27 protein-coding genes and 1 riboswitch are annotated in these 24,362 nt (G+C 45.3%); of the genes, 8 read left to right on the top strand and 19 right to left on the bottom strand.

Features of this window, described 5'->3' with window-relative positions; genetic code table 11:
* Both JOJ89_RS05215 and JOJ89_RS05210 read right to left on the bottom strand, forming a co-directional pair.
* Entirely contained in the window at positions 1 to 1,077 is a 1,077-nt protein-coding gene (locus tag JOJ89_RS05215) for a CotS family spore coat protein (protein ID WP_481825271.1), read from the bottom strand.
* Between the two features lie 48 nt (positions 1,078 to 1,125).
* Positions 1,126 to 2,259 carry a glycosyltransferase family 4 protein gene (locus JOJ89_RS05210; protein ID WP_203289760.1) on the bottom strand — a complete coding sequence of 378 codons (1,134 nt, stop codon included), beginning with the start codon at positions 2,257 to 2,259 and terminating at the stop codon, positions 1,126 to 1,128.
* A gap of 684 nt (positions 2,260 to 2,943) precedes the next feature.
* On the opposite strand from JOJ89_RS05210, the gene JOJ89_RS05205 reads away from it, so the two are divergent.
* Positions 2,944 to 3,966 carry a spore coat kinase CotI gene (locus JOJ89_RS05205; RefSeq protein WP_051827147.1) on the top strand — a complete coding sequence of 341 codons (1,023 nt, stop codon included), beginning with the start codon at positions 2,944 to 2,946 and terminating at the stop codon, positions 3,964 to 3,966.
* A 67-nt stretch (positions 3,967 to 4,033) separates the two neighbouring features.
* Here JOJ89_RS05205 and JOJ89_RS05200 read toward each other — a convergent pair whose 3' ends face one another.
* The 13 genes from JOJ89_RS05200 to mgtE all read right to left on the bottom strand — a co-directional run bounded on the left by JOJ89_RS05200 (position 4,034) and on the right by mgtE (position 14,990).
* Positions 4,034 to 4,453 (bottom strand): CotO family spore coat protein, encoded by a 420-nt coding sequence (locus tag JOJ89_RS05200; protein ID WP_203289759.1) that lies wholly within the window; start codon positions 4,451 to 4,453, stop codon positions 4,034 to 4,036.
* A 79-nt stretch (positions 4,454 to 4,532) separates the two neighbouring features.
* Positions 4,533 to 4,982: an SRPBCC family protein gene (locus tag JOJ89_RS05195; protein WP_203289758.1), complete on the bottom strand. Its 450-nt coding sequence runs from the start codon at positions 4,980 to 4,982 to the stop codon at positions 4,533 to 4,535.
* Positions 4,983 to 5,006: 24 nt separating this feature from the next.
* Positions 5,007 to 5,594, bottom strand: a complete 588-nt coding sequence (locus tag JOJ89_RS05190) for a putative glycolipid-binding domain-containing protein (protein WP_203289757.1) — start codon at positions 5,592 to 5,594, stop codon at positions 5,007 to 5,009.
* Positions 5,595 to 5,612: 18 nt separating this feature from the next.
* Positions 5,613 to 6,071 (bottom strand): GNAT family N-acetyltransferase, encoded by a 459-nt coding sequence (locus tag JOJ89_RS05185; protein WP_203289756.1) that lies wholly within the window; start codon positions 6,069 to 6,071, stop codon positions 5,613 to 5,615.
* A 171-nt stretch (positions 6,072 to 6,242) separates the two neighbouring features.
* Positions 6,243 to 7,016 carry an enoyl-ACP reductase FabI gene (fabI, locus tag JOJ89_RS05180; RefSeq protein WP_029282559.1) on the bottom strand — a complete coding sequence of 258 codons (774 nt, stop codon included), beginning with the start codon at positions 7,014 to 7,016 and terminating at the stop codon, positions 6,243 to 6,245.
* 87 nt (positions 7,017 to 7,103) lie between these two features.
* Complete coding sequence (locus JOJ89_RS05175; RefSeq protein WP_203289755.1) at positions 7,104 to 8,120, bottom strand: MoeB/ThiF family adenylyltransferase; 1,017 nt, start codon at positions 8,118 to 8,120, stop codon at positions 7,104 to 7,106.
* Complete coding sequence (locus JOJ89_RS05170) at positions 8,121 to 8,888, bottom strand: thiazole synthase (protein ID WP_203289754.1); 768 nt, start codon at positions 8,886 to 8,888, stop codon at positions 8,121 to 8,123.
* 3 nt (positions 8,889 to 8,891) lie between these two features.
* Complete coding sequence (gene thiS, locus JOJ89_RS05165; RefSeq protein ID WP_203289753.1) at positions 8,892 to 9,095, bottom strand: sulfur carrier protein ThiS; 204 nt, start codon at positions 9,093 to 9,095, stop codon at positions 8,892 to 8,894.
* Positions 9,092 to 10,204 (bottom strand): glycine oxidase ThiO, encoded by a 1,113-nt coding sequence (thiO, locus tag JOJ89_RS05160; RefSeq protein WP_203289752.1) that lies wholly within the window; start codon positions 10,202 to 10,204, stop codon positions 9,092 to 9,094. The genes thiS and thiO overlap by 4 nt, the downstream gene beginning before the upstream one ends.
* Positions 10,188 to 10,808, bottom strand: coding sequence for a thiamine phosphate synthase (locus JOJ89_RS05155; RefSeq protein ID WP_203289751.1), 621 nt, complete (start codon positions 10,806 to 10,808; stop codon positions 10,188 to 10,190). The genes thiO and JOJ89_RS05155 overlap by 17 nt, the downstream gene beginning before the upstream one ends.
* Positions 10,805 to 11,491 (bottom strand): thiaminase II, encoded by a 687-nt coding sequence (gene tenA / locus JOJ89_RS05150; protein ID WP_203289750.1) that lies wholly within the window; start codon positions 11,489 to 11,491, stop codon positions 10,805 to 10,807. Before tenA ends, JOJ89_RS05155 begins: the two co-directional genes overlap by 4 nt.
* A gap of 67 nt (positions 11,492 to 11,558) precedes the next feature.
* Positions 11,559 to 11,667: riboswitch (TPP riboswitch) on the bottom strand.
* An 82-nt stretch (positions 11,668 to 11,749) separates the two neighbouring features.
* Positions 11,750 to 13,603: a monovalent cation:proton antiporter family protein gene (locus JOJ89_RS05145; RefSeq protein ID WP_029282571.1), complete on the bottom strand. Its 1,854-nt coding sequence runs from the start codon at positions 13,601 to 13,603 to the stop codon at positions 11,750 to 11,752.
* A 22-nt stretch (positions 13,604 to 13,625) separates the two neighbouring features.
* Positions 13,626 to 14,990, bottom strand: coding sequence for a magnesium transporter (gene mgtE / locus JOJ89_RS05140; RefSeq protein ID WP_029282572.1), 1,365 nt, complete (start codon positions 14,988 to 14,990; stop codon positions 13,626 to 13,628).
* A 279-nt stretch (positions 14,991 to 15,269) separates the two neighbouring features.
* Here mgtE and JOJ89_RS05135 point away from each other — a divergent pair, with 279 nt between their 5' ends.
* Positions 15,270 to 16,445 carry an FtsW/RodA/SpoVE family cell cycle protein gene (locus JOJ89_RS05135; protein ID WP_029282573.1) on the top strand — a complete coding sequence of 392 codons (1,176 nt, stop codon included), beginning with the start codon at positions 15,270 to 15,272 and terminating at the stop codon, positions 16,443 to 16,445.
* Positions 16,446 to 16,565: 120 nt separating this feature from the next.
* Positions 16,566 to 17,309 (top strand): bis(5'-nucleosyl)-tetraphosphatase PrpE, encoded by a 744-nt coding sequence (prpE, locus tag JOJ89_RS05130; protein WP_029565148.1) that lies wholly within the window; start codon positions 16,566 to 16,568, stop codon positions 17,307 to 17,309.
* Positions 17,310 to 18,090: 781 nt separating this feature from the next.
* Here the strand turns inward: prpE and JOJ89_RS05125 are convergent.
* From JOJ89_RS05125 to JOJ89_RS05110, 4 genes are all read right to left on the bottom strand, one after another.
* A complete protein-coding gene (locus tag JOJ89_RS05125; RefSeq protein ID WP_029565147.1) occupies positions 18,091 to 18,984 on the bottom strand; it encodes an RluA family pseudouridine synthase in 894 nt (297 codons plus the stop codon).
* Positions 18,985 to 18,991: 7 nt separating this feature from the next.
* Positions 18,992 to 19,786: an NAD kinase gene (locus JOJ89_RS05120; RefSeq protein WP_029282577.1), complete on the bottom strand. Its 795-nt coding sequence runs from the start codon at positions 19,784 to 19,786 to the stop codon at positions 18,992 to 18,994.
* A gap of 21 nt (positions 19,787 to 19,807) precedes the next feature.
* Positions 19,808 to 20,443, bottom strand: a complete 636-nt coding sequence (yjbM, locus tag JOJ89_RS05115) for a GTP diphosphokinase (protein ID WP_152554693.1) — start codon at positions 20,441 to 20,443, stop codon at positions 19,808 to 19,810.
* A 78-nt stretch (positions 20,444 to 20,521) separates the two neighbouring features.
* A complete protein-coding gene (locus JOJ89_RS05110; protein WP_029565146.1) occupies positions 20,522 to 20,905 on the bottom strand; it encodes a UPF0738 family protein in 384 nt (127 codons plus the stop codon).
* Positions 20,906 to 21,036: 131 nt separating this feature from the next.
* On the opposite strand from JOJ89_RS05110, the gene JOJ89_RS05105 reads away from it, so the two are divergent.
* The 5 genes from JOJ89_RS05105 (at position 21,037) to JOJ89_RS05085 (ending at position 24,318) form a co-directional block, all read left to right on the top strand.
* On the top strand, positions 21,037 to 21,627 hold the full coding sequence (locus JOJ89_RS05105) for a CYTH domain-containing protein (protein ID WP_029282580.1): 591 nt from the start codon (positions 21,037 to 21,039) through the stop codon (positions 21,625 to 21,627).
* Positions 21,628 to 21,641: 14 nt separating this feature from the next.
* Positions 21,642 to 22,280, top strand: a complete 639-nt coding sequence (locus JOJ89_RS05100) for a lytic transglycosylase domain-containing protein (protein ID WP_029282581.1) — start codon at positions 21,642 to 21,644, stop codon at positions 22,278 to 22,280.
* A 194-nt stretch (positions 22,281 to 22,474) separates the two neighbouring features.
* Positions 22,475 to 22,885, top strand: coding sequence for a globin domain-containing protein (locus JOJ89_RS05095; RefSeq protein ID WP_029282583.1), 411 nt, complete (start codon positions 22,475 to 22,477; stop codon positions 22,883 to 22,885).
* Positions 22,882 to 23,757 (top strand): ClpXP adapter SpxH family protein, encoded by an 876-nt coding sequence (locus JOJ89_RS05090; protein ID WP_029282585.1) that lies wholly within the window; start codon positions 22,882 to 22,884, stop codon positions 23,755 to 23,757. The genes JOJ89_RS05095 and JOJ89_RS05090 overlap by 4 nt, the downstream gene beginning before the upstream one ends.
* Before the next feature lie 384 nt (positions 23,758 to 24,141).
* The gene (locus JOJ89_RS05085; protein WP_029282587.1) at positions 24,142 to 24,318 is read left to right on the top strand and encodes a hypothetical protein; all 177 of its coding nucleotides are present in this window, start codon (positions 24,142 to 24,144) and stop codon (positions 24,316 to 24,318) included.
* Positions 24,319 to 24,362: the final 44 nt, after the last annotated feature.

Raw genomic sequence — 24,362 nt, 5'->3', positions numbered from 1 at the left:
TCACCCTCCCTGCGCCTTTATCTTAGAATAGAATTCTTCAAAGTTAGATAGAAATTCCTGTTTGGACTGTTCAACAGAAACGATGTTCTGCAGCGCCCAGATATATTTTTCATCCGACCATGAAGTCTTTTGTCCAAGAAAATATTTATGGACAATGGAACAATAGAGATGAGGGAATTTCAAATCAGTCCACAGCACTTTGTACTGATCTTTCGTCAAAGGATGGATTTTGTCATAGGTTCTCAAAAGTTCGACGACAAGGTCTGAATCCCAGACTGACATCTTTTTCATCATTTTATTTAAGATGACTCTCAGATCTCTTGACGGCAGATCAGATGTGATGGAGTGCAGTTCTTTCATCGAAAGGCCTTCTTCTGTTTCAATGAATCTGGCAAGCGTAAAATCTTGCTGGCAGAACATTCTTGATTCGATGCATTCAAGCGTCCATTGATCATACTGGCCTGCATCAAGTTCCTGAAGTGCCTGTTTTCCCCTCAAAATCATCTCATCAATGGTTTCGATGACCATTTTTGAAAACGGATCCTGCAGCCATGTTTGTTCTGCATCGGGGTCAATGACAGCAGGCGCAGGCAGATTATTTTCCTGGTCGGATTTAAGAGCCAGCATTTTATTGCCTTCAAGCTCCTGAAGCTTCCATCTGAAAAGCTTATGCCATTTGCCGAGTCTGCTTCTCTTTTTGCTCATCTCATCCGGCATATATCCTTGTGACGTATGATGGAATGCTCCAATAAACTCCATGATGTTCAGCATCTGCGCTTTATCATAGTAGAGTACTTCTTTCCCCTGCTGCAGGTCATAAAGGACGTAGGCGGATTTTCCGGCGCCAACGCAAATGGCACCTGCTCTTGTCCGGTGAATGCGGGCAATCGGCAGTCCTTTTTCCTGCAGATGTTCATGTGCTTCTGCAATAAGCAGCATTCTTGCAGGCTTCATCACAACGCGTTTTAAAATTTTTACACCCTGGGCTGTCTCAATCTTCCATGTTGTTCTGCCGCTTTTGTTCGTCAGCAGGGTGATCGATTCCACCTCAAAAGGGTACAAATTCATAATGTCCATTTGCAGTTCATGCTGATTGACTTCTGTATCCAAGATGCTTCCCCCTCTCTATCTTCTATTCTCGTACACACTGAGCAAATTGCCTGATACATTGCTCCAGCTGAAATCGCGCTCCACTTTTGCACGGCCGTATTTTCCCATGTCATTCCGCTTGCCCGCACTGTCCAGAAGAGAAATAATGGCCTCTGCATAAGCATCAGGATTTTCAAAATCCTTAATAACTTTGCCGTTTCTGCCCTCATCAATCACTTCAGGATTTCCTCCGCGGTTGCTCGTAATAATCGGCAAACCGCAGGCCATCGCTTCATAGTGAACACGCGCAAGCGGCTCCTGCCACTGCGATGAGCAGACAAAAATATCGGACATCGCATATAGAGTCGGAATGTTCTTCGGCTGCACAAACTGGATAAACTGAACATTTTCAGGATACATGGCGCCAAGCGTATATAAATGCCTTACATAGTTATTTACTTCGTTATCGCCGAACCATTTTGATCCGATAAAGACCATCACAGTGTCCGGATGCTTCTTTAAAATTTCAGGCATGGCCTGCAGAAGAATATGAGGTCCTTTTACTTTGCTCAGTCTTCCTACAAACAATATAACTTTCTGGTTTTTCAAATTAAGCTCAGAGCGGACTTTTTCTTTCAGCCTTCGTCCTTCAGTCGTCCAGTCCGGAAAATAAGTCTTTAAATCCACTCCGGAGTAAACGGTTTTCACCTTTCCTTTTGCCTGGGGAAAACGGTCTGTAATCGTTCGTCCGATATAGTCGCTTACCGTCACAATCTGCGACACAGCTGCAATACAAGCTTTTCCTTCTTCATCAGACATTTTTTCAACAGCGAACATTTCATTATGAACGCTTAAAATCCAGCGCGCGTTCGGTGCTGCTGCCTGCAGAACCGTAACCCACGCCGGCCTGTTGCATAAGTGAATTACATCATATTTCACATTTTTCAAGTGCGCGCCAAGCGAAGATAAATACTCGCTTTCAGCAAATCGGATGTATTGAACCCCGTTCCGTGTCTCCTGATCAGGAAGATCCTGATGAGTAATGGAAAGTATAGTCACGTCATGCTTTTGAGCAATAAGAGGAGCAATGGCATCCAGATAAATCTGTATCGCTCCCCCTTTTATCGCGGGAACAGGAAGTTTTTCAGTTGCGATTAATGCAATCTTCATACGGTACCTCCATTCATCTAGTAAGCCCTTATCCTAAAATACGGAAACACAGGAAGCTATGTGCCTTTCTCTAAGGAACTATTTAAAAAAAGGCGGAATTCCTAATGAATCTGGTGCAATTACTAAAAAAGGACAACTCATCAATAAAACGCCGGCATTTACCCCATGACAAAAACCGGCTTTGTTTCATAGTCTATGAAATAAAAGGATGGGATGGTGACCATATTGGAGGAAAACAACAACACAGGATCCTCGAAATCCTCAGAGGAAACGTTCAATGTATTTTCACTTATTGACCGTAAAAACACTCCACAGCGGACGGAAACTCCAGAAGAAAAGGCGGAATCTGCTGCTGAAGAAGAGCAGCTTAATATCGTGAGAAAAAGAAAAGGACAGAAAAACAGAGGAAAAAGCAAATCCAGAAAAAACGCCATGCTGCAGTTCTCTCCAGAGTCAGAAGAAGATGCACCAGAGGCTGAAGTTCAGAAGGAATCTCTGCAAGAGAGCAGCATGACTGCAGAAAACGTCTCCCCTGCAGCAGAGGTAAAACCAAAACCAAAAAAAGAAAAAAAGAAGAAAAAAACTTTTCCTGCGCTTGAGGCACCTAAAGTGAAAACGGTGACGGAAGGTAAGAAAATCAAAGCGGAGAAGAAGGAAGAAAAGGAAGAAGAAGAACTGTATGTGATGTCTCCTGAAGAGGAAGCGAAGCTTGTGAAGCTCGCTGAATATATTATCACAAGCTGGGACGTGGCTGTTGACCGGATAGAAGTTATTCAAGGCGGCCAAATGGCGCTCGTGTGGAAAATTCATACTCCAAATGGACCCGTTTGTCTCAAGAGGATCCACCGCCCGGAGAAAAAAGCTCTTTTTTCCATCAATGCTCAAAACTACTTAGCAGAAAAAGGCGGCAGGGTTCCCGGCATTATCCGAAACAAAAACGATATGCTTTTCACTAAACAGGGGCCGTTTTTGTTTGTTTTGTATGACTGGATTGAAGGCGGAGTATTCGATTTAGCCGTTGATCCGGACCTTGAAGTGGTCATGAAAGGTCTTGCTGAATTTCACCTCTGGTCAGAAGGCTATCATCCGCCGGAAGGGATTCCAGTCTTTAAGAAGCTCGGACGCTGGCCGAACCATTACATTAAAAGGTGCCAGCAGATGGAATCATGGAAGCTCATCGCGCAAAGCACTCCAGACAATCCTTTTTCCCAGCTGTATATTCAGGAAATCGATTACTTCATTAAGCAGGGAAGAGAAACACTTGAGCGTCTGATGAACTCCAAGTATGTTCCGTGGATTGAACAGCAGTCCGCTAACCCTACTCTCTGCCACCAGGATTACGGCGCGGGCAATACAGTCCTTGGGCAGGACGGGAAAATTTGGGTCATTGACCTTGATACAGTCTCATATGATCTGCCGATCCGTGATTTGCGCAAAATGATAATTCCTCTCCTCGATACAACAGGCGAGTGGGATGAAGCGAGATTTCAGCTGATGATGAATGCATACGAAAGCGTCAATCCTCTGACTGACGAACAGAAAGAGGTTATGTATATCGACATGCTGTTCCCGTATGAGATGTATGACATTGCCCGGGAAAAGTTTGTCAGAAAAACAGATATGCTGCCGGAAGAACTTGCTCAGGCATTTGAATATGAGCGGATTAAAGAAGCACACTTGAATTCCATGATTAAGTCAGGGCAATAACATGCCACAGGGCGCCAAATATGGCGCTCTTTTTTTAAACAAAAAAAAGCGTCCCGGCAGGACACTTTTACAAGCCTTTCAGCGTAATAGACTGAATGTCTTCAAGCTTTACTTTTTCTCCGTTTATCGTCACGCAGTTCTCTTTAAATTCCGTCACCTTGCCGATATAGGTCTGCACATTTGTTGAGATGCTGCAGTTGAGACTCGACAGGCGGTCAGGCAAATGAAGAAGCAGCTGCAATTTTTCTTCATTCGATAAGTCATTGAAGGAGTGCAGAGGCTTAGAGAGTTTTTGCTCTTTTTGAACAGGCGCAGCTTTTTTTGCCGCCTCATTCGCAGCAGGCTCTGCAGGTGCAGGAGCGGCCGCCTCTGCCGGCGGATTTTTTCTCATCACATAGGTTTTCTGCATGGACGTTAGCACTGGTTCAAATTCCGGCTGGACAATATACAGCAGCGGAGGATTTTTCACAGATTGATGTTTTTTCAAGCGAGCTTCCCTCCCGGTTTAAATGCTTTACAAGAAAGTATATGCCGGGTACCAGGGTTTATGATTATAAAGGAGCTGGCTATTCGCTTTGCTTTTGTGATTCTATCGCTTTTTTCAGATGTTTCAAATGATCGCCGTCTTCTTTTTTCATGATTCTCACAAAAACAGGCTTGATCAGTTTCATCTTGAGCGTTTTTGCGGTGATTTCGCACTCAAAGCGGATGACGGTCTGAGTTCCCGCCTTGGTGAATGAATAGTGATACACGGTTTCCATTCCGTTCATTTCACTCTTGACGGAAAATTTCGCACTGGGTACGTATTCTGTAAATTCAATAACAGCGGATGCCTGTCTTCCTCTGATTTCCCGCGTTTCCCGGTATTTGGACCCTGCTGCAGCAGGCCCGTCTGTCAGCTTTTCAACTTTTACCACATTTTCCATAAAACGCACAGCATTCTCCGGATTTGCCGCGAATGCAAATGCTTCTTCAACTGGGGCATCAATGGTTACTTCATCATGAAATGCGCTCATAGTTTGTCCTTTCTAAGCGGGTTTTTATCTTATTCTATCAAATTCTCCTGCCGGGATGTCTGACTTGCGGATAAATAAATCTGGATATTCAATCACAAAACCCGCTGTGTCTACATAAATGAAAGACTCAAAATCACGGCAACGATAAGCGAATATTCTTATGCCGCCTTTCTGTTCAAGAAACGTGTACGTTTGTGATACTTTAAACAGGCTCAAATGCGGAACATCCACATAGACCATTTCAAAGTTCCTTTTCTGGCCAGGTTCCCACTCATGCCGGTTAATCGGGAGGGAATTTGTAAAAGGAGTGACAGAGAGATCAACATCGATTGCGCCGTATAAACCTTCTAATTCCGCTCCATCGGGCTGAAACCAATTTCCTTCGCCATTTGAAAGGATTTCAAGTTCTCCTGCACCGGAAACCTCTACTTTCAATTTCCTGGTTCTCCATTTGGCATCAAGTTCTAAGGCGTAATTGGCATGGAAAAGGACATTTTCCTCTTCATAAGTAACCTTGCCTGATCCGCGCAAAAGCTCGGCTTCTCGTACCAAGCGGAAATGCTCTGTACCAAACGAGTCAATCTTGTTCCAATTAAAAGTTTGCAGCTTCATGTTATTCCCCCTATGCAGTTATTCATGTATTACATTCTTTTCAAAAAACGTTAAGGAGATCTGTTCACTTACAATGACTTCTTTCACTTTCTGAAATCCATTCTTTTCGTAAAATCTTACTGCCGGAGTATTTTTTGAACCCGTTGAAACGTTGATTCTTTTAATTCCTTCCTGTCTTTCAGCATAACTCAGAAGGCTCTGGGCAATTCCTTTTCGAAAATAGTCAGGGTCTACGATCAAACGATGGATATCCATTTCTTGATTTTCTATTTTCATAGCCAGTGCCCCGCATAGCTTATTTTTTGAATAATAGCCATAAAAACATTCTTCGCATCGCTGCAGGGTATCAATTGTATCTTTTAATGGAGGTATGTCATAAGAGCCAATTAATTTTGCCTCAATTTTATAAGAAGGAATTTGAATCGCTAATACTTCCTCAGCTGTTTTTCTGTTTGCAATATCCATTTTTATAATCATGTAAATCCCCCATTCAAACGATGGCTTGTACGTCTATTTCCATTTTATCACATCTTTGCATCCGCCAAATTCAAACGAACGTATTTGTCCAGGCCCATTACTGAAAGCACGCCTATGTTATAAAAAGCATAAAAAAAAGCCTCCCGCACACCTGCAGGAAGCTCTGATCTGTTATCCAAGAATATGATAGCCTGAATCAACATGAAGATTTTCTCCGGTCATGCCGCGTGCAAGGTCACTGAACAGAAACAGCGCAGTGTCGCCGACTTCTTCAGGAGTCGTTGTGCGGCGAAGCGGGGCACGCTCTTCAATGTCCTTAAGGATCGAGTTGAAGTCGCTGATGCCTTTTGCTGAAAGGGTGCGGATCGGGCCTGCAGAAATGGAATTCACGCGGATGCCGTCTTTTCCGAGGTCGCTCGCAAGGTAACGCACGCTTGCATCAAGCGACGCTTTTGCTACACCCATTACATTGTAATTCGGAAGAACTCTTTCTCCTCCAAGATACGTAAGTGTTACGATGCTGCCGCCTTCTGTCATCAGGCCTCTTGCCGCTTTTGCAACAGCTGTCAGGGAATAAGAGCTGATGTTGTGGGCAAGCAGGAATCCGTCACGTGTAGTGTTCATGTATTCTCCGCTTAATTCCTCTTTATGGGCAAACGCGATACAGTGCGCAATGCCGTGAATAACGCCAACCTCATTTTTAATCGCTTCAAAACATGTTTCAATCTCCGCGTCGTTTGTCACATCGCACGGCAGAACAATTGAATCGCTGCGGTCAAGCGTCTCAACCAGATCACGCACCGATTTTTCAAGGCGTTCCCCTGCATATGTAAAAATAAGACGCGCTCCGGCTTCGTGAAGAGAACGTGCAATTCCCCAGGCAATGCTTCGTTTATTTGCGACGCCCATTACGACAACATTGCGTCCAGCTAATGATAAGTTCATTTGGAATCCTCCCGATTAATACATGTTATTAGTACCTGGTTATAATTATAGCATGTAATTGATGCGGGAACAATCTCGCGCTGATTTCTACCCCAAATACTTCTGATAAATCCTCCTTGCTTCAGCCTGGTCTTTTGTACCGTGAATAAGCGCACGGCCGTCTCGAAAAACAACCACCCGGTTTTCACCTGCCTGAAAAGAGAGCAGATACGGATTGGACGTTATCTTTTGGGCCGCCCGTTCCAGCTGTTTGGCGAGACTTTGAAAATCCAGGCTCCGGGCTTCTGCGGGCCTGATCTGAACGGTATCTCTTCCGCATAAAACGGATGTCTTCGCACTTTTGTCCCCGGTCAGGTATGGATAGACCGGATTTTCTCCGCACGAAGGACACGATGAATTTTTCACTTTGGCAACACTGATTTTGCTGAACTGATTCCGCCAGACATCAAAGGAAAGAATCTCTCTCCTCATCGCTGATTTTTCTCCTGTCAGCCACTTAAACACTTCTGCGGTCTGGTAAGCTGCCGTCATTTGAACGGCAGGGCTGATGATTCCCGCTGTATCACACGTCTGGCCTTCCATAGGAATCTGCTTGAGCAGGCAGTTCAGACAGGGGCCTTCCCCCGGCAGGAGCGTATAGGTCAGCCCGTAGCTTCCGACACATGCCCCGTAAACCCAGGGAATTCCCTGCTTCAAAGCAGCATCGTTGATCAGCATGCGGGTTTCAAAGTTATCCGTCGCATCCACGATCATATCCGCATCATGACAATAATCAAAGATGGAAGCAGACGTTATATCTTCAATAATGCCTCTGACTATTACCTCACTATTTATGGAGGCAAGTCTCCGTTCAGCAGCTGCGGCTTTTGGAATCCGATCTTTTGCATCCTGCTCTGTATAGAGCTGCTGGCGCTGAAGGTTGCTCCACTCGACGTAGTCACGGTCTACAATCGTCACTTTTCCGGCTCCGCCCCGTACCAGCATTTCAGCGTTAGCTGTGCCGAGGGCACCTGCTCCAATGACGAGCACATGGCTGTTTATGATTTTTTTCTGGCCTTCTTCCCCAATAGGGGCGAATAATTGCTGTCTTGAGTACCGTTCCATTTAAGTTGTGATCATTCCTTCTTCAGGACTGCTTGCAACAGCATAAGATTTAACAGGAATACGGCCTGCTTCATAACTCAGTCTTCCCGCTTCGACCGCAAGCTTCATGGCTTTGGCCATCTTCACGGGATCTGATGCTCCGGATACAGCCGTGTTCAGCAGCACGCCGTCAGCGCCAAGCTCCATCGCTTTCGCTGCATCAGCTGCAGAACCGATTCCTGCGTCAACAATAACCGGCAAGTCAGTCTGTTCGATAATAAATGAGAGATTGAGAGGGTTGATGATTCCCTGCCCTGATCCAATTGGCGATGCTCCGGGCATGATGGCGTGGACACCTGTCTCTTCAAGTCTTCTGGCAAGTACAACATCATCCGACGTGTAAGGAAGAACGATAAATCCTTCTTTTACGAGTTCCGCGCTTGCTTTAAGCGTTTCCACAGGATCCGGCAGGAGTGTTTTCCAGCACCCAATCACTTCTACTTTTATCATATCACACAGACCTGAAGCTTTAGCGAGCTTTGCAATCCGGACCGCTTCCCCGGCCGTTTTGGCGCCTGCCGTATTCGGGAGAAGTGTGTATGCCGTCAAATCAAGCTTCTCTAGCAAGTCCGGCTGAGACGGCTCGAATATATTCATCCTGCGGACAGCAAACGTCAGGATCTCCGCTTCTGAAACTTCAGCCGCTTTCTTTTGAATGTCAAAAGACGGATATTTGCCTGTTCCAAGAAGCAGCCGTGATCTAAACGTCTTCCCTGCAATTTTCAACATGTGTCATCCTCCTCCTACAAAATGAACCATTTCAAGAACATCACCATCTTTTAATATCACGCTGTCATAGCTTTTCTTATCTAGGATTGTTTCGTTATGTTCAATCATGACCGTTTTATGGCTCAGCTGATAAAATGCCAGAAGATCTTCCATTGTCTTTATGTGCGGATCCAGTTCAGCTGTGCTGCCGTTCAATTTGATTTTCATGATTTCACCTCTGTACCCCGATTTAATCCAAACTCTCTTGCATATTCAGGCTTGACCTGACGGCTCAAAATCAAATCCCTGACCATTTCGCCTGTTTTAGGCGCAAGCAGAATGCCGTTCCGGTAATGTCCTGTTGCGGCATAAAGATTTTTCATGCCTTCATGCTTAAAAATGTATGGTTTCGCATCTCGCGCTGCCGGTCTCAGTCCGGCCCAGGCTTTTTGAAAAACACTCTTTTTCATGCACGGCATAATGGAAACAGCCTTCTCCATCAAAGAAGCCATCCCTTGTATTGTAGACTCTGCCCTCCAATTCCCCTCCTCCATCGTCGCACCGATGACGATGCTCCCGTCAGACTTCGGAACAAGGTAACAGCTGTCATGAAAAACGGTTGACTCTAAACGGAAACCATCCGGCATGACTGATAGACATTCGCCTTTAACAGGGTGAACAGGAACTGAGATGCCTAATTCCTCAAACAGCTGGCCGCTCCATGTCCCGCCAGTAATGACAAGAGCTTCACAAAAATGAATCTCTCCTGCAGCGGAAATCTCATAATGCGAAGGCTCTGCGCGCATGCGTCCGGCTGCAGCTCCTTCAAATATGGTTCCTCCGTTTATCTGTACCGCCCTTGCCAGCGCCCGGCAAAGAGCGGGAGGGGAAACCTGGCCGTCTTTTGCAATGAACAGTCCTCCTTGCAGATACTCTGTCAGGTTCTTTTCTTTCTTCAGGACAGACTCCCTTGAGAGCCACTCAACATCCGGTTCATTCAAGGCTCTGTCTTTTAGGGAAACAGCTTCCTCAGCCGTCATGGCAAGTTTGAGCATCCCATTATAAACGAGCTGAATGTCTATGCCTGTTTCTTCAAGCAATTCGGCTGCAAGCACGGGATAAAGAGCCCCGCTCTCTTCTGCAAAACGGAAAAACGCATCTGCTTTTTCCGTTTCTGTATGAGCACCAAGCATGCCTGCTGCAGCGGAAGATGCCCCGCAGCCAATCTTTCCTTTTTCAAATATGGCTACTTTACGGCCTGCCTTTGACAGAAAATAGGCAGACATCAGGCCGATGACTCCTCCCCCGACGATGCCGGCATCATAGAATGTCTTCATCAGCCGTTCCTCCTTTCAGCTTTCGTGCAAGCTCTTTTGCCGCATCCACAGGTTTGTCTGCTGAAAACACGTAGGACATGACCGCTGCTCCTGCGACTTTCAGCTTTTTCAGTTCCGGCAGCACATCAGGAGCGACTCCTCCAATTGCATAGACAGGGATGGATACAGATTCGCAAATTGTTTGAAGAAATGAAATTCCTTTCGGCTCAAGGCCGTTTTTTGAATCTGTCTGAAATACATGTCCGGCAATCAGCCAGTCTGCCCCATCCTTCTCCCGATCTATTGCCTCTTTTACTGAATGAACCGAACATCCTGCGCCGAGGTAAGGGTAGTGCTCTTTAACAAACTTTACAGGCAGCCCATGTGCCGGAAGCTGCACTTTTGCCAGTCCCGAGCGCACGGCCGCATCCACCCTGCCGTTCATGATCAGCTTTGATTTTGGAACACCCTTGCGCGCAAGAATCTCCACAAGTTCCGCCAGTTCGCCGGCTGACCTGTCTTTTTCTCTTATATGGATGGCATCCGCATATCTATGTACGTCTGCGAGGATTGAAATCAGCGAATCTGAAGAATGCTTTCCATCCGTTACAAGGTGCAGCTTCATTTTTGCAGCTGCAGAGAATCTGCACGGCCCCACGCTTCAAGGTTTTCAGCCATATCCCAAAAGCGGTATTCATACATAGAGCTGATCAGAAAATGTTCTTTCATCATCATCCGCTCATGAGCGCTTGCTTTTTCAGCCAGCTCATCAAAACGGTTCACCTGTTCAAGAACAAGCTCTTTAAACCAGTCGCCATGGTAGGTCTCAATCCATTTTTCATAAACGGCATCTCCTGGCTTGCAGTCCTTCAGGCGCTCTCCTACTTCGTAATAAAGCCAGTAGCAAGGCAGCAGAGCAGCTATGATTTCACCAAGATTTCCAGTCGCGACCGCGCGGTACATATGAGATGTATAAGCATAAGCTGTAGGCGCCGGCTTAAATTCCGCGCGTTCTTTCTCTGTTATCCCGAGCATTTTTGAAAACTGCTGATGAAGGGAAAGTTCTGCCTCATAGGTCCCCTGAGAATGAACGGACATTCTGAACGTTGTATGCAGATCAGGAGCCACGGCACCGGCAAACGCCTGCACTTTGGCAAAATGAGTCAAGTAATAGGAATCCTGCATCACATAAAATTTGAACTTTTCTTTTGACAGCGTCCCGTCACCGATTCCTTTAACAAAAGGATGGTGAAAGCTCCCTTCCCACCATTCATTTGCGTACTCCCTGCATTCTTTTGAAAATTGCATGACGTATCCTCCTTTTCTTTTTAAACAGCAAAAAACCACTTTTCGCATAGAAAAGTGGTGTATGAAATAGACCCTTACACCACTTCCCTACGCTGGTGTTAACCAGATCAGGTTCTGAGGGTCTCGGAGTCACACTCCGATCTCAGCCCTTATGAAGGGCTCCCCTAGCGGTTCATCGTATAAAATTTTCTGAATGTTTTACATGCCCATCATACCACGATAAAAATATCTTTCAAGGCTTTTGCAGGAAATTTCTGCTTAATTTTTGTGAAACTCAAGCTCCTGCCTCAGTTCATCGATATATTCGGATGATCCCGTTAAAATCAGCAGATCTCCCCGTTTCAGCTCCGTATCGCCGTGAGGAACAATCGACTCATTCTCCCGGAAGATCCGGACAAAAATGACGTCTCCGGTAAACGGGAAGCTTCTGAGAACCATTCCATCATAGCGTCTGTTGTTCATTTTGATTTGATAAAGGGCAGATTCGCTGTGCGTCAGGATTTTCATGATGCCCGGCGCTTCGATCAGGGCTCTGAGCAGGGTTTTGGTCGAGAGCAGAACAGAGAACACGTCAATGTTCTTTGCTTTCAGCTGCTCATCAAGCAGAGGCGAAGCAATACTTGCAATGACCCTTTCGACCTCAAGCTCTTTTGCCATCAGGGCAATTTCCGCATTCGCATCCTCATCGCCAGTTGCTGCAATAAGGATGTCCGAATCAAATACACCTTTATCCTGAAGCGTCTCAATCGAATAATCGTCCAGCTCTTCAATTTGAAAAAGAGATTCGGCAATCTGCTGTTCGTTTTTATCAACATGCGTATGATAGATGATTGTTTCATACAGATTCGGATTCAGTTCTCTCGTTACCGGAAGCGTCATTTGATTGGCTCCTATGAAAGCAACCTTCAGCTTTTTCTTTGAACCGAGTTTTTCAGGGAAAAGCTTTTTAAATCCAATCGGCGTAAAGATGCTTGTCAGAACGGCCGTCAGAATGAGAGCTCCGGACATCTGCGAGTCAATGACATTGACACGTTCTCCAATCGTCGCTGCGGCGATAACAAGCGACAGAGTGGATGTGAGCAAAAAACCGGCAGCAAGAGTCGTTTTCGTATCGTACCATCTTTTCAAAAGGTAAATCGGCACAATTTTTGAAATGAGAAGCGCTATAAATAAGAGCGGAATCAGCATCAGGATTTTAGGGTCCTTAAAAAGCGACCAAATATCAAGGTCCACTCCAACCATGACAAAGAAAATCGGGATCAGAAATCCGTACCCGAACGAGTCCATCTTCTGAACCATTTCTTTATTCGGGGAAAGAAGAGATACGAGCACGCCTGCTAAAAAGGCACCGAGAATGTTTTCTGCACCAATCGTTTCTGAAAGCGCAACAAGAACAATAATGAGTGTGAAAACAGCTCTTGTCCCAATTTGAATCGTGCCTTTAGAGAGCGTTTCAATAAAGGATCTGCTCTGAAAGGTTTTGCCTATAAAGTAAAGGGCGACACCAGCTCCGAACAAAATGAGCATCAGCCACATATTCGTATTTTCCCCGCCGTAAATGGAAGCAAAAACTGCAAGCAGAATCATTGTCACCAAGTCCGCAATGACGGCGACAAGAAGGATAATCTGCCCGATGTTCGACTTCATGATGCCTGCATCCTTAAGCGTCGGCACGACCACACCGAGTGAAATGGTCGAGATGATCAGCGTCATCAGGAATGCATTTTCTATAAATCCGATCAGGACAAACAGATAAGAGAGCAGCAGGGAAAGAATAAAGATGCCGGCAAATACGAGTAAAGAGACCACGAATGTATTCGGCGCCTCTTTTCCGGATGGCAGCACCTCTTTCTTCCTGCCGCCGATAAACGCTGTGAAATCAATTTCAAGACCGCTCAGAAACATGAGAAAAATAAATCCGAGCATAGACAGAGTTTCAAGCCACATATCCTGCTGAACAAGGTCAAACCCGCTTTTGCCGATCACAATCCCGATAATAATTTCTGCTACAACGACCGGCATCACCTTTATTTTAAAGCGGTGCAGGATGAGCGGAGTGATAAAAGCTGCAAGAAGGACAATGACAAGTGATGAAAAAGAAGCTCCGTGCAAGGTTTTTCCCTCATTTCTGTAGTTAAATTAAGTACTGCATAAACATAGTGGCCATTCCAAAATAAATAAGGATGGAAATAATATCATTAATCGTCGTAATAAAAGGGCCTGATGCAACGGCCGGGTCGACCTTCAGCCTGTGCATAATAAGAGGCACAAACGCTCCCGCAATTGTCGCAACAGTCAGCGTGGCAAGAATGGATAATCCGACAAGCAGGCCGAGATACAGATCGTGTTTCCAGAAATACACGACGCCTGTTACAAGAACACCGCAAACAGCACCGTTGATTAAACCGGTTCCCGCTTCACGGGCGATGATTTTAAAGTTACCTTCTTCTTCATCCCCCATGGCAATTCGGCGGACGGCAACTGCCAGTGCCTGCGTGCCTGTATTTCCTGCCATACCGGCAATCAATGGAATAAACACAGCAAGGATCGCTACCTTATCAAGTGTTTCTTCAAACTGCCCGATCAGATTGGCTGTCAGCATCCCGAGAAACAATAGAATCACGAGCCATGGCAGTCTTTTTTTAGCAGCAGAGAGAGGACCTCTGTCAATAGAGTCTACATCCGAAACCCCTGCGAGCTTTGAGTAGTCATCAGACGCTTCTTCATCAATAACGTCCACAATATCATCAACTGTAATGATCCCGAGAAGGTGATTTTGAAAGTCAACAACAGGCAGCGCCAGAAAGTTGTAATCCCGCATTTTCCGGGCAACTTCTTCCTGATCTTCCCCCACACTGACGGAAAAGACGCGCTCGCTCATGATCTCGCCGATCATCACATCATCGTCACTGACTATTAAATCTCTGAGGGAGATAACTCCCGCAAGGTGCTTATCTTCGTCAATCACATACAGATAATAGATGGTTTCAGCATCTGGAGCCTCATGCTTAAGAATATGCATCGCCGATTTGACGGTCTGATTCGCCTGAATCGCAATAAACTCCGTCGTCATGATACTTCCTGCAGTAAACTCTTCATAATGAAGGAGCTCACGGATTTCCTTCGCTGCTTCATCGTCCATAATGGTCAGGTAGCTTGCCACCTGATCTTTGTTAAGCTCATTCAGAACATCTACTGCATCATCTGCATACATGTGTTCAAGCATTTGCGAAGCAAACCTTGGATCCATTTCTGACAGATACATTTCGTAGTTGTATTCTTCATCTTCAATATTTTCAAACAGGGCAGCCATCTCTTCTGGAGACAAATACTGATAGACCCTTGAACGCTCTTCCTGTTCTAGCTTTACGAACATTTTTGCCTGGTCGTATGGATGCTGCTCTAAAAACAGCGAGCGAAAACCGTCAAAGTCTTCATTCTCAAGTGCAGTCAGAACCGTTTCTGTCTCGATGACAACTTTTTCTTTTTCTTCTGACATAAAGAATCTCCTCCTCTCCCTGTCTCTAAATCACCGGGAAATCAAAATGTCATCAAATTGTGATACAAATCGTCTATTCGCTGTGAACATGCGCCGGTAAGGCATTCTGCAGTCTTCACAACCGTTTTTTCATTGTGATAAGGTATCATGTTTTTGACTGATTTACAAATGAATCCTTTGCAAAACCGTCAATTTTCGCTAAGATTGTAAAAGATGATTTTCGCTTGCAAGCTAAGCACAAACCATATAATGACTGAAAGTACAAGAAAGGGATCCCGTATGAACACAGATAAATCCCCACAGCAGCAATTGGATTACACGCTGATTTTTATTATGTTTTTAATGGCACTGACCAGTGCCGTAGCCATAAGCAGTGCCCAGCCTACTTTACCCGAAAAATTGCAGAATATAAACTTTGCGTTTCTGCAGCTCAGATGGTACATCATCGGTATTATCGCCGTCATTGGAACGATGATTATCGACTTTGACCGCTTCAAGCAGCTCTCATGGTATTTATATGGATTTGGGATGCTTTTGCTCATCGGCCTTGAAATTCTTCCGCCGCCGATTGTAGAGCCGATCAAAGGTGCCACAAGCTGGTACACACTTCCCGGAATCGGAAACTTCCAGCCTTCTGAATTAATGAAGATCTTCATGATTATCGTGCTCAGCAGAATTATAGCAGATCACAGGGAGAAATACGCAACCAATACGGTGAGAGACGACTTGCTCCTATTAGGTAAAGTATTTGCAGCAGCCGCACCTCCCATACTCCTGCTGATGAGACAGCCGGATACAGGGATGACAATGGTTTTTTGCGCCATCATCGGATCACTGATCCTCGTTTCTGGCGTGAAATGGAAAATCATCCTCGGCTTCGTTTTTTCAGGTGCTGCCGTTTTCGCCATGGGAGTCGGCATCTATTTTGCCTTCCCGAGTTTTTTCAACACATATATTCTTGATACAAACTCGTACAAGCTGGACCGGATTTACGGCTGGCTGAACCCTTATGAATACTCAAACGATATTGGATTTCAGCTGATTAAATCGCTCCTTGCCATCGGCTCCGGAGAATTATACGGCAAAGGCTATCAGCAGCTGGAAGTATATCTCCCTGAAGGACATACGGACTTCATCTTTGCCATCATCAGTGAGCAGTTCGGCTTCATTGGCGGAAGTGTTGTCATTTCCCTGTTTTTCCTTCTGATCTACCGGATGGTTCACATTGCACTTGAAAGCAACGATCCGTTCGGAAGCTTTCTTTGTACAGGCGTTATCGGCATGATCACATTCCAGGTTTTCCAGAATGTCGGCATGACCGTCGGCCTCCTGCCGATTACAGGACTTCCGCTCCCGTTCATCAGCTACGGGGGAAGCTCGCTTGCCACTTATATGATTGCCATTGGAATTGTGCTGAATGTCCGGTCAAGAACGAGAAAGTATATGTTTGATTAACCCGCTTGCATGAGCGGGTTTTTCTTTATAATGGGATGCAATTGTGCATTTAATGGAAGAATAAAGCCAGATGCTTTTTTGATAAGATGAAGAAAAGAGAAAAGTAAGGAAGTGGCAGGTGTGAAGCTCGATATTATCGGAGATGTACACGGATGTTTTGATGAGTTTAAAAGCTTAACGGAAAAGCTCGGGTATGACTGGACCGGCGGAATTCCGCTGCACCCTGACAGGAAGCTTGCATTTGTCGGGGATCTTGCTGACAGGGGACCTAAGTCGCTTAAGGTTATTGAAACCGTTGTGGCTTTAATAGAGAATCAGGCAGCGTATTATGTGCCCGGCAACCACTGCAATAAACTGTACCGCTACATGCTCGGGAACAAAGTCCAGGTCGCCCACGGACTCGAAACTACCGCGGCCGAGCTTGAGTCCCTGGAAGAAGAAGAACGAAAACAGATCTATTCAAGCTTCATGAACCTTTACGAACAGGCTCCTCTCTATCAGGTGCTGGACGGCGGAGCACTTGTCATTGCCCACGCCGGGATCCGGGCAGATTACATAGGAAAAACGAACAAAAAGGTCAAGGAATTTGTTCTTTACGGAGATATAACAGGCCAAACAAACCCTGACGGCACTCCAGTCAGAAGAGACTGGGCAAAGCTGTACCGCGGAAAACCCTTTATCGTGTACGGACACACGCCGGTGCGCAAAGCCAGATTCATCGGGAACACCGTCAACATCGACACCGGGGCAGTGTTCGGCGGAATGCTGACAGCCATCAGGTACCCGGAAAAAGAGACGGTGGCTGTCCCCTCTTCCATGCCTTACGTTGAAACACGTTTCAGGGAGCTGGACGGGGCGGAGTGAGGGGGAGTTGTGATTTATGGGTGCCCTTAATTTTGGATGTGAAGGGTTATAGGGTTTCATTTTGATGGAATGGTGTCTTATATTTTTGCAGGAATTTATTATAGGGTAGCGTTATACGGTTTTGCTGCCCTATATTCAGAAGGGAGTTATTTTTAGGGTCGCATTTTCATGTTTTACTTCCCTATATTTCAGACGGCGCATTTTATAGGGTTGCATTTTCATGTTTTGCTGCCCTATATTTCAAATGGCGCATTTTATAGGGTTCCATTTTCATGTTTTACTGCCCTATATTTCGGAGGGTGTTTTTTATAGGGGAGCATTTTTGCATTCTGCTGCCCTATATTTCAGATGACGCATTTTATAGGGTTGCATTTTCATGTTTTGCTTCCCTATATTTCCGATGGTGCTTTTTATAGGGTTGCATTTTCATGTTTTACTCCCCTATATTTCGGAGGGTGCTTTTTATAAGGTTGCATTTCATCCATCCAAATTTTTTTACCACATTAAATGCCTCTTTTTCTAGCAAAATCTTGATCATTTTCCAGTTGATTTGCGTCCCTGAATGATGCAAGGCAGTTAAATCATGGTCAGCCGCAGATCCGCTCTTCGAAAAAAGTGCATTACTACCGACAATCCGGCCAACACAACCAGATTCATTCGGTTTACAACCAACAATCCATGCATAACAACCAACTTACCTTGTTTTACTGCCAACTCTCTTAGGATGCCATCTCCCACTATCAAAAAACCGCCATCATAATCGACGGCGGTTTTCTTTCAATTATAAGCTTTTAAGCACTGTCTGCATATCTGCTGGAATCTCCGCTTCAAACGTCATTTCCTTCTCAAGAAGCGGGTGAAAAAAGGAGAGTACTCTGCTGTGCAGCGCCTGTCTCCGGATAAGGTCCCTGCTCCCTCCGTAGAGGCTGTCTCCGCAAAGCGGGTGCCCGATGTACGCCATATGCACTCTGATCTGATGAGTGCGGCCGGTTTCAAGCCGGAGAGTTACAAGGGTGTACTTTTCCGCAGAAGACAGCACCTTATAATGCGTAACGGCATGCTGCCCGTCTTCCCGCACAGTCCGTTCGATGATGCTTTCCTCTTTGCGGCCGATTGGAGCATCAATGGTTCCATTCTCCTCTGTCAGAGCCCCTTCTACTAAAGCGGCATATGTCCGCTTAATGCTTCCCTGCTTTTGCATGGAAGAAAAGAGGGAATGGGCAAAGCGGTGCTTGGCGACAAGCATAAGTCCCGAAGTATCTTTATCCAGGCGGTTCACAGCATGAATGGTTGCAGCGATTCCGTTTTCACTGTAATAGTCCAGCAGGCCGTTTGCAAGGGTTCCTCCCGGGTGCTCTCTGGACGGAATGGTGGGTACAAACGGAGGTTTGTTGATAACAAGGCACCATTCGTCTTCATACACAATATCAAGATTCATTTTTTCCGGAACGATGCCCGGGCTTGGCTCTTCAGGAGGAAACATCACCTTCAGGTCATCTCCGGCAGATAGCGAGGCGCGGACGGTCGCATGGTCCCCGTTCAGCAGGATGCTTCCGCCTGCAAACTTGATATCCGTTAAGGCACGCTTTGAAATTTTTTTCTCTTTCAGATAGTCTTTGATGGTTTTGCCTTCGTCTTCAGAAGGAACTGTCCATGATAATAAAAACGCGTCCACAGGCATGTCACTCCGTTATAAATGAATCGCGGACACGCTTCCAGAACGGAAACGGCCTGAACCGCGCAAATCTGATTTTTTCGTTTGCCACCCTGCACTGAATCGATTTTACATCTTTGTGGAGAAGAGTTAAGTGATCGATTGTGATTTGAAAATCCACATCGTTAACCGGCTTCAGCAGACATGTGTGATGGTCCGGCAGCACAAGCGGAGAGCCGACCGTTCTGAACACTCTGTTGTTGATGGAAGCCATTTCAGCCACTTGAATGGCAGGGATAGAGGGATGGAGGATGGCTCCACCAAGTGCTTTATTATAGGCTGTCGAGCCGGATGGCGTTGACATGCAGAGCCCGTCTCCTCTGAACGTTTCAAAAAGCTGCCCTTTGATTTCTACATCCATGACAAGAGAGCCTTCTATGGCCTTCACTGTGCATTCATTGAGAGCAAGGTATCTTGCTTCGCGTCCGCCGTCATTATGTCTGATGATGACCTCAAGAAGCGGGTATTCCACAACCTGATAAGGCGTTTTGGCAATGGCGATCACAAGCTTTTCAATTTCATCAGGGACCCAGTCTGCATAGAACCCGAGATGTCCCGTATGCACCCCTACAAAAGCCGTTTTATCAAGTCTGCTTCGGTATCTGTGAAACGCATACAGGAGCGTTCCGTCTCCTCCTACAGAAATCACGATATCAGGCTTGTCCTCGTCATACTCAAGCTGAAAGTCCATCAAATAGGCCTTCATTTTATGCATCAATGTATTAGATACCGTGTCACCTTTAGATGTCACTGCAAATTTCATAGCAGCATGCCCCTTTTTTCATCATTTATCATTCTTGTCCGTTTTTCTTGAAAAAATGACTTGTGCATCCCTTATCTCCCCGCGGATCTTAGACATCTCTTCATCCAGCAGAAAGGCAGCCTCCGCAGAGCTTTTCAGCCTGATTTTAATATCCTCCGGAAAATTCCCGCTGTATTTGTAATTCAGGGAATGCTCAACAGTAGCCCAGAAGTTCATCGCAAGCGTCCGGATCTGAATCTCCACAAGGATGCTCTTCTCCCCTGAAACCGTCTGGACAGGATACTCAGCCACAACGTGATAGGAGCGGTATCCGCTTGCTTTTTTCTGTGTAATGTAATCCCGTTCTTCAATGATCTTAAAGTCGTTCCGCTTCCTGAGCATCTCCACAACAATTTTAATATCATCAACAAACTGGCACATCATGCGGATGCCTGCAATGTCCTGCATCTCGCGTTCCAGAGCGTCAAGCGGAATTTCTTTTCTCTTCGCTTTATCCAGAATGCTCGCGATTGGCTTCACCCTGCCTGTAACAAATTCAATTGGGGAATGCGTCCCTTCTAACTCATACTGAGATCTGGTTCCTCTCAGCTTTACTTTCAGCTCATCCACCGCCTGGCGGTACGGAGCTAAAAACACTTCCCAGTTTCTGCCGATCATAACCTTCCCCCTTTTGTAAAAAACGAAGCTGCAGCATAGACTGCTTTTGTTCTCTCTTTTAAGAAAATCCCTTATGTATCAATCTTCTAAACCGAATGTTTCTACTGCTCTTCTTTCCATTTCTTCCCCGTAGTTTGCATTTCCTTTAATGTTTTCAAGAAGGGCTGATAATTCATCATGAAGATCTTTAAGCTCAATCGCAAGCCCATTGACCGCCAAATATGCCGGTATGCTGCTGTCGAGTGTTTCTTTAAGTTCCGGCCAAATCTTTGAAGGAAGATTAGCGTAGATAAATTCTTCTTGATAATCCAATATGTATATAAATGAAAGCTGATCCGAATCTGCAAGCACCTGGCCCACTGCAGTCAGTCCTGCAAGGTCTGACTCTTCAAAAGGCTGTGCCTGAAAGATCATCCGGTCATTTTCGCGTACTGCCCCTGTTACTTCAATTCTCTGTTTCATAGCAATCTCCTTCCAAATCAATTCCACGTCTATTCTAACATATTCCCCCTTTACATGATAAACATTGAAAACCCGTTTTTTAATTGCGATAATGGAAGAAGATATTGTCAGATCTGAAAGGAACATCGTATATGACCCAGGAAATTGAAATTGAATATAAAAACCTGCTTACAAAACAAGAATTCGACAGATTGACCGATTTTTTCGGCTTTACAAAAGATGCATTCAAATTACAGGAAAACCATTACTTTGACACCCCCGACTTTCAGCTGAAAGCAAGCGGGGCGGCCCTTCGCATCCGTTTTAAAAACGGAAGCTATGTGCTTACACTGAAAGAGCCTGCAAAAATCGGACTGCTTGAAACACACCAGCAGCTGAACAAAGAAGAAGCAGAAGGGCTGCTGAATTCGAATGAACGGCTGAAAGAGGGAACCATTACTAGACAGCTCCAAAACCTCGGAGTCAATTCAGATAATTTGAGATTTTTCGGCACGCTGTCCACCTCAAGGGCTGAAAAAAATACGGATGAAGGCTTAATTGTGCTTGATCACAGCCGATATTTAAATAAAGAGGATTACGAAATTGAAGTTGAAGTGACACATGCGGAAGAGGGATTTCGTTCTTTTCAGAACCTGCTTGCCTCTCACCAGATTCCGGTTCGCAAAACCCCTAATAAAATCAAACGTTTTTACGACCAAAAACTTCTGACGGAAAACAAGTAAGGAGTATAAAGCAAATGGATATCACCCATCTCAAATCAGCCCTGCAGCTGCAGGCATTGCGGAGTCTTTCAGGAGAAGAAACAATGGCATCCCCCCTGTCCTCCCATAGTTATTTCAAGGATGTTTTTCAGTCTTTTATCAACGAAGACCAGAAGAACGATTCCGTTTCTGTCCGTACACCGATTGGACTGCCGGTCCAGCTGACTCAGCCGCTGCTTGCAGAATATGATCAGGTCGAAGTACAGACTGCTCCAAAACCGGTAAAGGATAATGCCCCCTCACACATTGACGGCATTATCTCTGAAATGGCAGCCAAATATGACGTTGACGAGAAATTGATCCGTTCAGTCATCAGGCAGGAATCAAATTTCAATCCGGACGCGGTCAGTCATGCGGGGGCGGCAGGACTCATGCAGCTCATGCCGGCCACCGCCCGGTCACTTGGCGTGCACAACGCTTTTGACCCGGTTCAGAATGTGGAAGGCGGCACGAAATACCTGAAGCAAATGCTCACGAAATACAGCGGAAACGTATCGCTTGCTCTTGCCGCCTACAATGCAGGACCGGGAAATGTGGATAAATACGGCGGAATTCCCCCTTTTAAAGAAACACGCAGCTACGTGCAGAAAATTACAGATGCCTATTACGCCTGATAGAGAGCTGATTCTAATGAATCGGCTTTTTTTAATGCCATTACATGACAGGAAGCCTGGAAAAATCCCTGTCGCCTAAAAGCATAATTCCTTATATAATGAGAAAGAACTAAAGACATTCAGAGCAGTTTGTTTGAGCAATGGCAAGCCAGTTGTTACAATAAGCTTATTACGAAATAAAGGAGATCACTGGAATGGCTGATCAATTTGCAACACCGTACGAGGCGATCGGAGCAGATGCACTTTCGCAGCTGGTTGATGCCTTTTACCTAAGAGTGCATAAGCATCCTCTGCTCTCTCCGATTTTTCCGGATGATTTATCGGAAACAGCCAGAAAACAAAAACAATTTTTAACGCAATACTTGGGCGGACCGTCTTTATATACAGAAGAACACGGACATCCCATGCTTCGCGCCAGGCATTTGCCATTTGAAATAACGCCTGAGAGAGCTCGCGCGTGGCTGTCCTGCATGGAAGAAGCAATGGATGAACTGGATCTGGATGAACGATTTCAAGCATGGTTTTTTGAACGGCTGGAGCTTACAGCCAGGCATATGGTGAACACACCTGACACAGAACGTCACGAGAAAGGGATACACCAATGATGATAAGCCACAGAGAGAATACAGCACCTTTTTTCTCTCACTGCCAGGGAAACTCAAAAAAACCGCTTGAAATATACATGTTTATCGATCCTTTATGTCCTGAATGCTGGGCTCTTGAGCCGATCATTAAAAAACTCCAGATTGAATACGGACGTTTTTTCACTTTAAAACATATTATCAGCGGCCGTATCAACACGCTCAATCAATTTAAAAAGAAAACACCCGCCAATCAGTCAAAAGCATGGGAAAAAACGGCCAGCCTGACCGGCATGTCCTGCGACGGCATCCTTAAGTCAGAAAGCAGCATCTCAGCGCCCTTTGCAGCATCCCTTGCGGTTAAGGCTGCTGAGCTTCAGGGAAGAAAAGCCGGAATCAAATATTTGCGGAAGCTTCAGGAAGTTCTCTTTCTGGAAACGAGAAACATCTCAGATGAAAAAGTTCTCCTTGAGATTGCAAAAGAAGTAGGACTTGATGAGGATGAATTCGTAAGAGACCTTCACTCGCCAAGCGCCGCGAAAGCACTTCAATGCGATTTGAAGATTTCTGCCGAGATGGAGGTTCAGGAGAATCCAACTCTTACGTTCTTCAATCAGAATGTGGATGAAGAAGGGCTGAAGATTAGCGGGATCTATCCTTACGAAATGTATGTAGGCATCCTGTCCGAAATGATTGGAGACCTGCCGAAGAAATCTGTCGCTCCCCCGCTTGAAATTTTCCTGAGCTATTACCGTTTTGTAGCCACAGCCGAAATTGCCGCTGTCTACAATATGACTCACGAAGATGCAGAGAGGGAAATGAAAAAGTACATGCTTGCTCAAAAAGCAGAACGTGTCCCGCTCAAACACGGCACTTTCTGGAGATATATCGGATGAACGGACCCTGTACTCATGTACGGGTCTTTTTTCTTATTCCCTTTGTACACCTATAAAAAACCAGATGATGTGCATATCAAAAAAAGAGTTCTGCATTATGCTGAACTCTCAAATAAAAAACGCTTACAAACTATAAATTAAAAAGACTCCGCACGGGTAATACGGAGTCTTCTGTATGTCTTAACGACAACAAAGGGGATGGGAGAAATTTTTCACGGTCAAACAAAGGGGTAAATGTTTGTTTGTGATTAATTTCACATCTATAATATATCAGATTCTGTCGACTTATGACAACCCATTGATCTTCATTTCACAAATTTGTCACAAACATAAAAATGCCCGGCACTTCATAGTTTTTTAAAAAGGACAATCCGGGAGGAGATTATGAATAACCGCATTCCCCTGCTTATCAGCATTGTCATCCTGCTTATCAGCTTTTTCCTGAACGTTCTTGGACTGATGGAAATGTTTCCTCTGCTGATTTCTTCGCCGCTTTTGTTTGTTTCAATCTTTGTGACTTTGTACTTTGTTAATCACCGGAATACGTTTAAAGGGTTTTAGGAACAAAAGCGGAAGCGCCTTGATTAGATCCGAAAGGCAGATGA

Origin of the sequence: Metabacillus sp. cB07 (genome assembly GCF_016839225.1) — a bacterium.
GTDB classification, from domain to species: Bacteria; Bacillota; Bacilli; order Bacillales; family Bacillaceae; genus Bacillus_P; species Bacillus_P indicus.
The sequence above is the reverse complement of the archived record's forward strand: the minus strand, read 5'-3'. Positions and strand labels throughout refer to the sequence as shown.

What these genes read in the sequence shown, in the direction of transcription:
- JOJ89_RS05095 (WP_029282583.1), top strand. Translation starts at nt 22,475, where the DNA reads ATGGCTGATCAATTTGCAACACCGTACGAGGCGATCGGAGCAGATGCA.
- yjbM (WP_152554693.1), bottom strand. Translation starts at nt 20,443, where the DNA reads ATGATCGGCAGAAACTGGGAAGTGTTTTTAGCTCCGTACCGCCAGGCG.
- JOJ89_RS05135 (WP_029282573.1), top strand. Translation starts at nt 15,270, where the DNA reads ATGAACACAGATAAATCCCCACAGCAGCAATTGGATTACACGCTGATT.
- JOJ89_RS05155 (WP_203289751.1), bottom strand. Translation starts at nt 10,808, where the DNA reads ATGAAGCTGCACCTTGTAACGGATGGAAAGCATTCTTCAGATTCGCTG.
- JOJ89_RS05210 (WP_203289760.1), bottom strand. Translation starts at nt 2,259, where the DNA reads ATGAAGATTGCATTAATCGCAACTGAAAAACTTCCTGTTCCCGCGATA.
- JOJ89_RS05215 (WP_481825271.1), bottom strand. Translation starts at nt 1,077, where the DNA reads ATGGACATTATGAATTTGTACCCTTTTGAGGTGGAATCGATCACCCTG.
- JOJ89_RS05100 (WP_029282581.1), top strand. Translation starts at nt 21,642, where the DNA reads ATGGATATCACCCATCTCAAATCAGCCCTGCAGCTGCAGGCATTGCGG.
- JOJ89_RS05090 (WP_029282585.1), top strand. Translation starts at nt 22,882, where the DNA reads ATGATGATAAGCCACAGAGAGAATACAGCACCTTTTTTCTCTCACTGC.
- JOJ89_RS05085 (WP_029282587.1), top strand. Translation starts at nt 24,142, where the DNA reads ATGAATAACCGCATTCCCCTGCTTATCAGCATTGTCATCCTGCTTATC.
- mgtE (WP_029282572.1), bottom strand. Translation starts at nt 14,990, where the DNA reads ATGTCAGAAGAAAAAGAAAAAGTTGTCATCGAGACAGAAACGGTTCTG.
- thiO (WP_203289752.1), bottom strand. Translation starts at nt 10,204, where the DNA reads ATGAAGACATTCTATGATGCCGGCATCGTCGGGGGAGGAGTCATCGGC.
- fabI (WP_029282559.1), bottom strand. Translation starts at nt 7,016, where the DNA reads ATGAACTTATCATTAGCTGGACGCAATGTTGTCGTAATGGGCGTCGCA.
- JOJ89_RS05170 (WP_203289754.1), bottom strand. Translation starts at nt 8,888, where the DNA reads ATGTTGAAAATTGCAGGGAAGACGTTTAGATCACGGCTGCTTCTTGGA.
- JOJ89_RS05185 (WP_203289756.1), bottom strand. Translation starts at nt 6,071, where the DNA reads ATGATTATAAAAATGGATATTGCAAACAGAAAAACAGCTGAGGAAGTA.
- JOJ89_RS05190 (WP_203289757.1), bottom strand. Translation starts at nt 5,594, where the DNA reads ATGAAGCTGCAAACTTTTAATTGGAACAAGATTGACTCGTTTGGTACA.
- JOJ89_RS05195 (WP_203289758.1), bottom strand. Translation starts at nt 4,982, where the DNA reads ATGAGCGCATTTCATGATGAAGTAACCATTGATGCCCCAGTTGAAGAA.
- JOJ89_RS05120 (WP_029282577.1), bottom strand. Translation starts at nt 19,786, where the DNA reads ATGAAATTTGCAGTGACATCTAAAGGTGACACGGTATCTAATACATTG.
- JOJ89_RS05205 (WP_051827147.1), top strand. Translation starts at nt 2,944, where the DNA reads ATGTCTCCTGAAGAGGAAGCGAAGCTTGTGAAGCTCGCTGAATATATT.
- JOJ89_RS05110 (WP_029565146.1), bottom strand. Translation starts at nt 20,905, where the DNA reads ATGAAACAGAGAATTGAAGTAACAGGGGCAGTACGCGAAAATGACCGG.
- JOJ89_RS05175 (WP_203289755.1), bottom strand. Translation starts at nt 8,120, where the DNA reads ATGGAACGGTACTCAAGACAGCAATTATTCGCCCCTATTGGGGAAGAA.
- tenA (WP_203289750.1), bottom strand. Translation starts at nt 11,491, where the DNA reads ATGCAATTTTCAAAAGAATGCAGGGAGTACGCAAATGAATGGTGGGAA.
- JOJ89_RS05105 (WP_029282580.1), top strand. Translation starts at nt 21,037, where the DNA reads ATGACCCAGGAAATTGAAATTGAATATAAAAACCTGCTTACAAAACAA.
- thiS (WP_203289753.1), bottom strand. Translation starts at nt 9,095, where the DNA reads ATGAAAATCAAATTGAACGGCAGCACAGCTGAACTGGATCCGCACATA.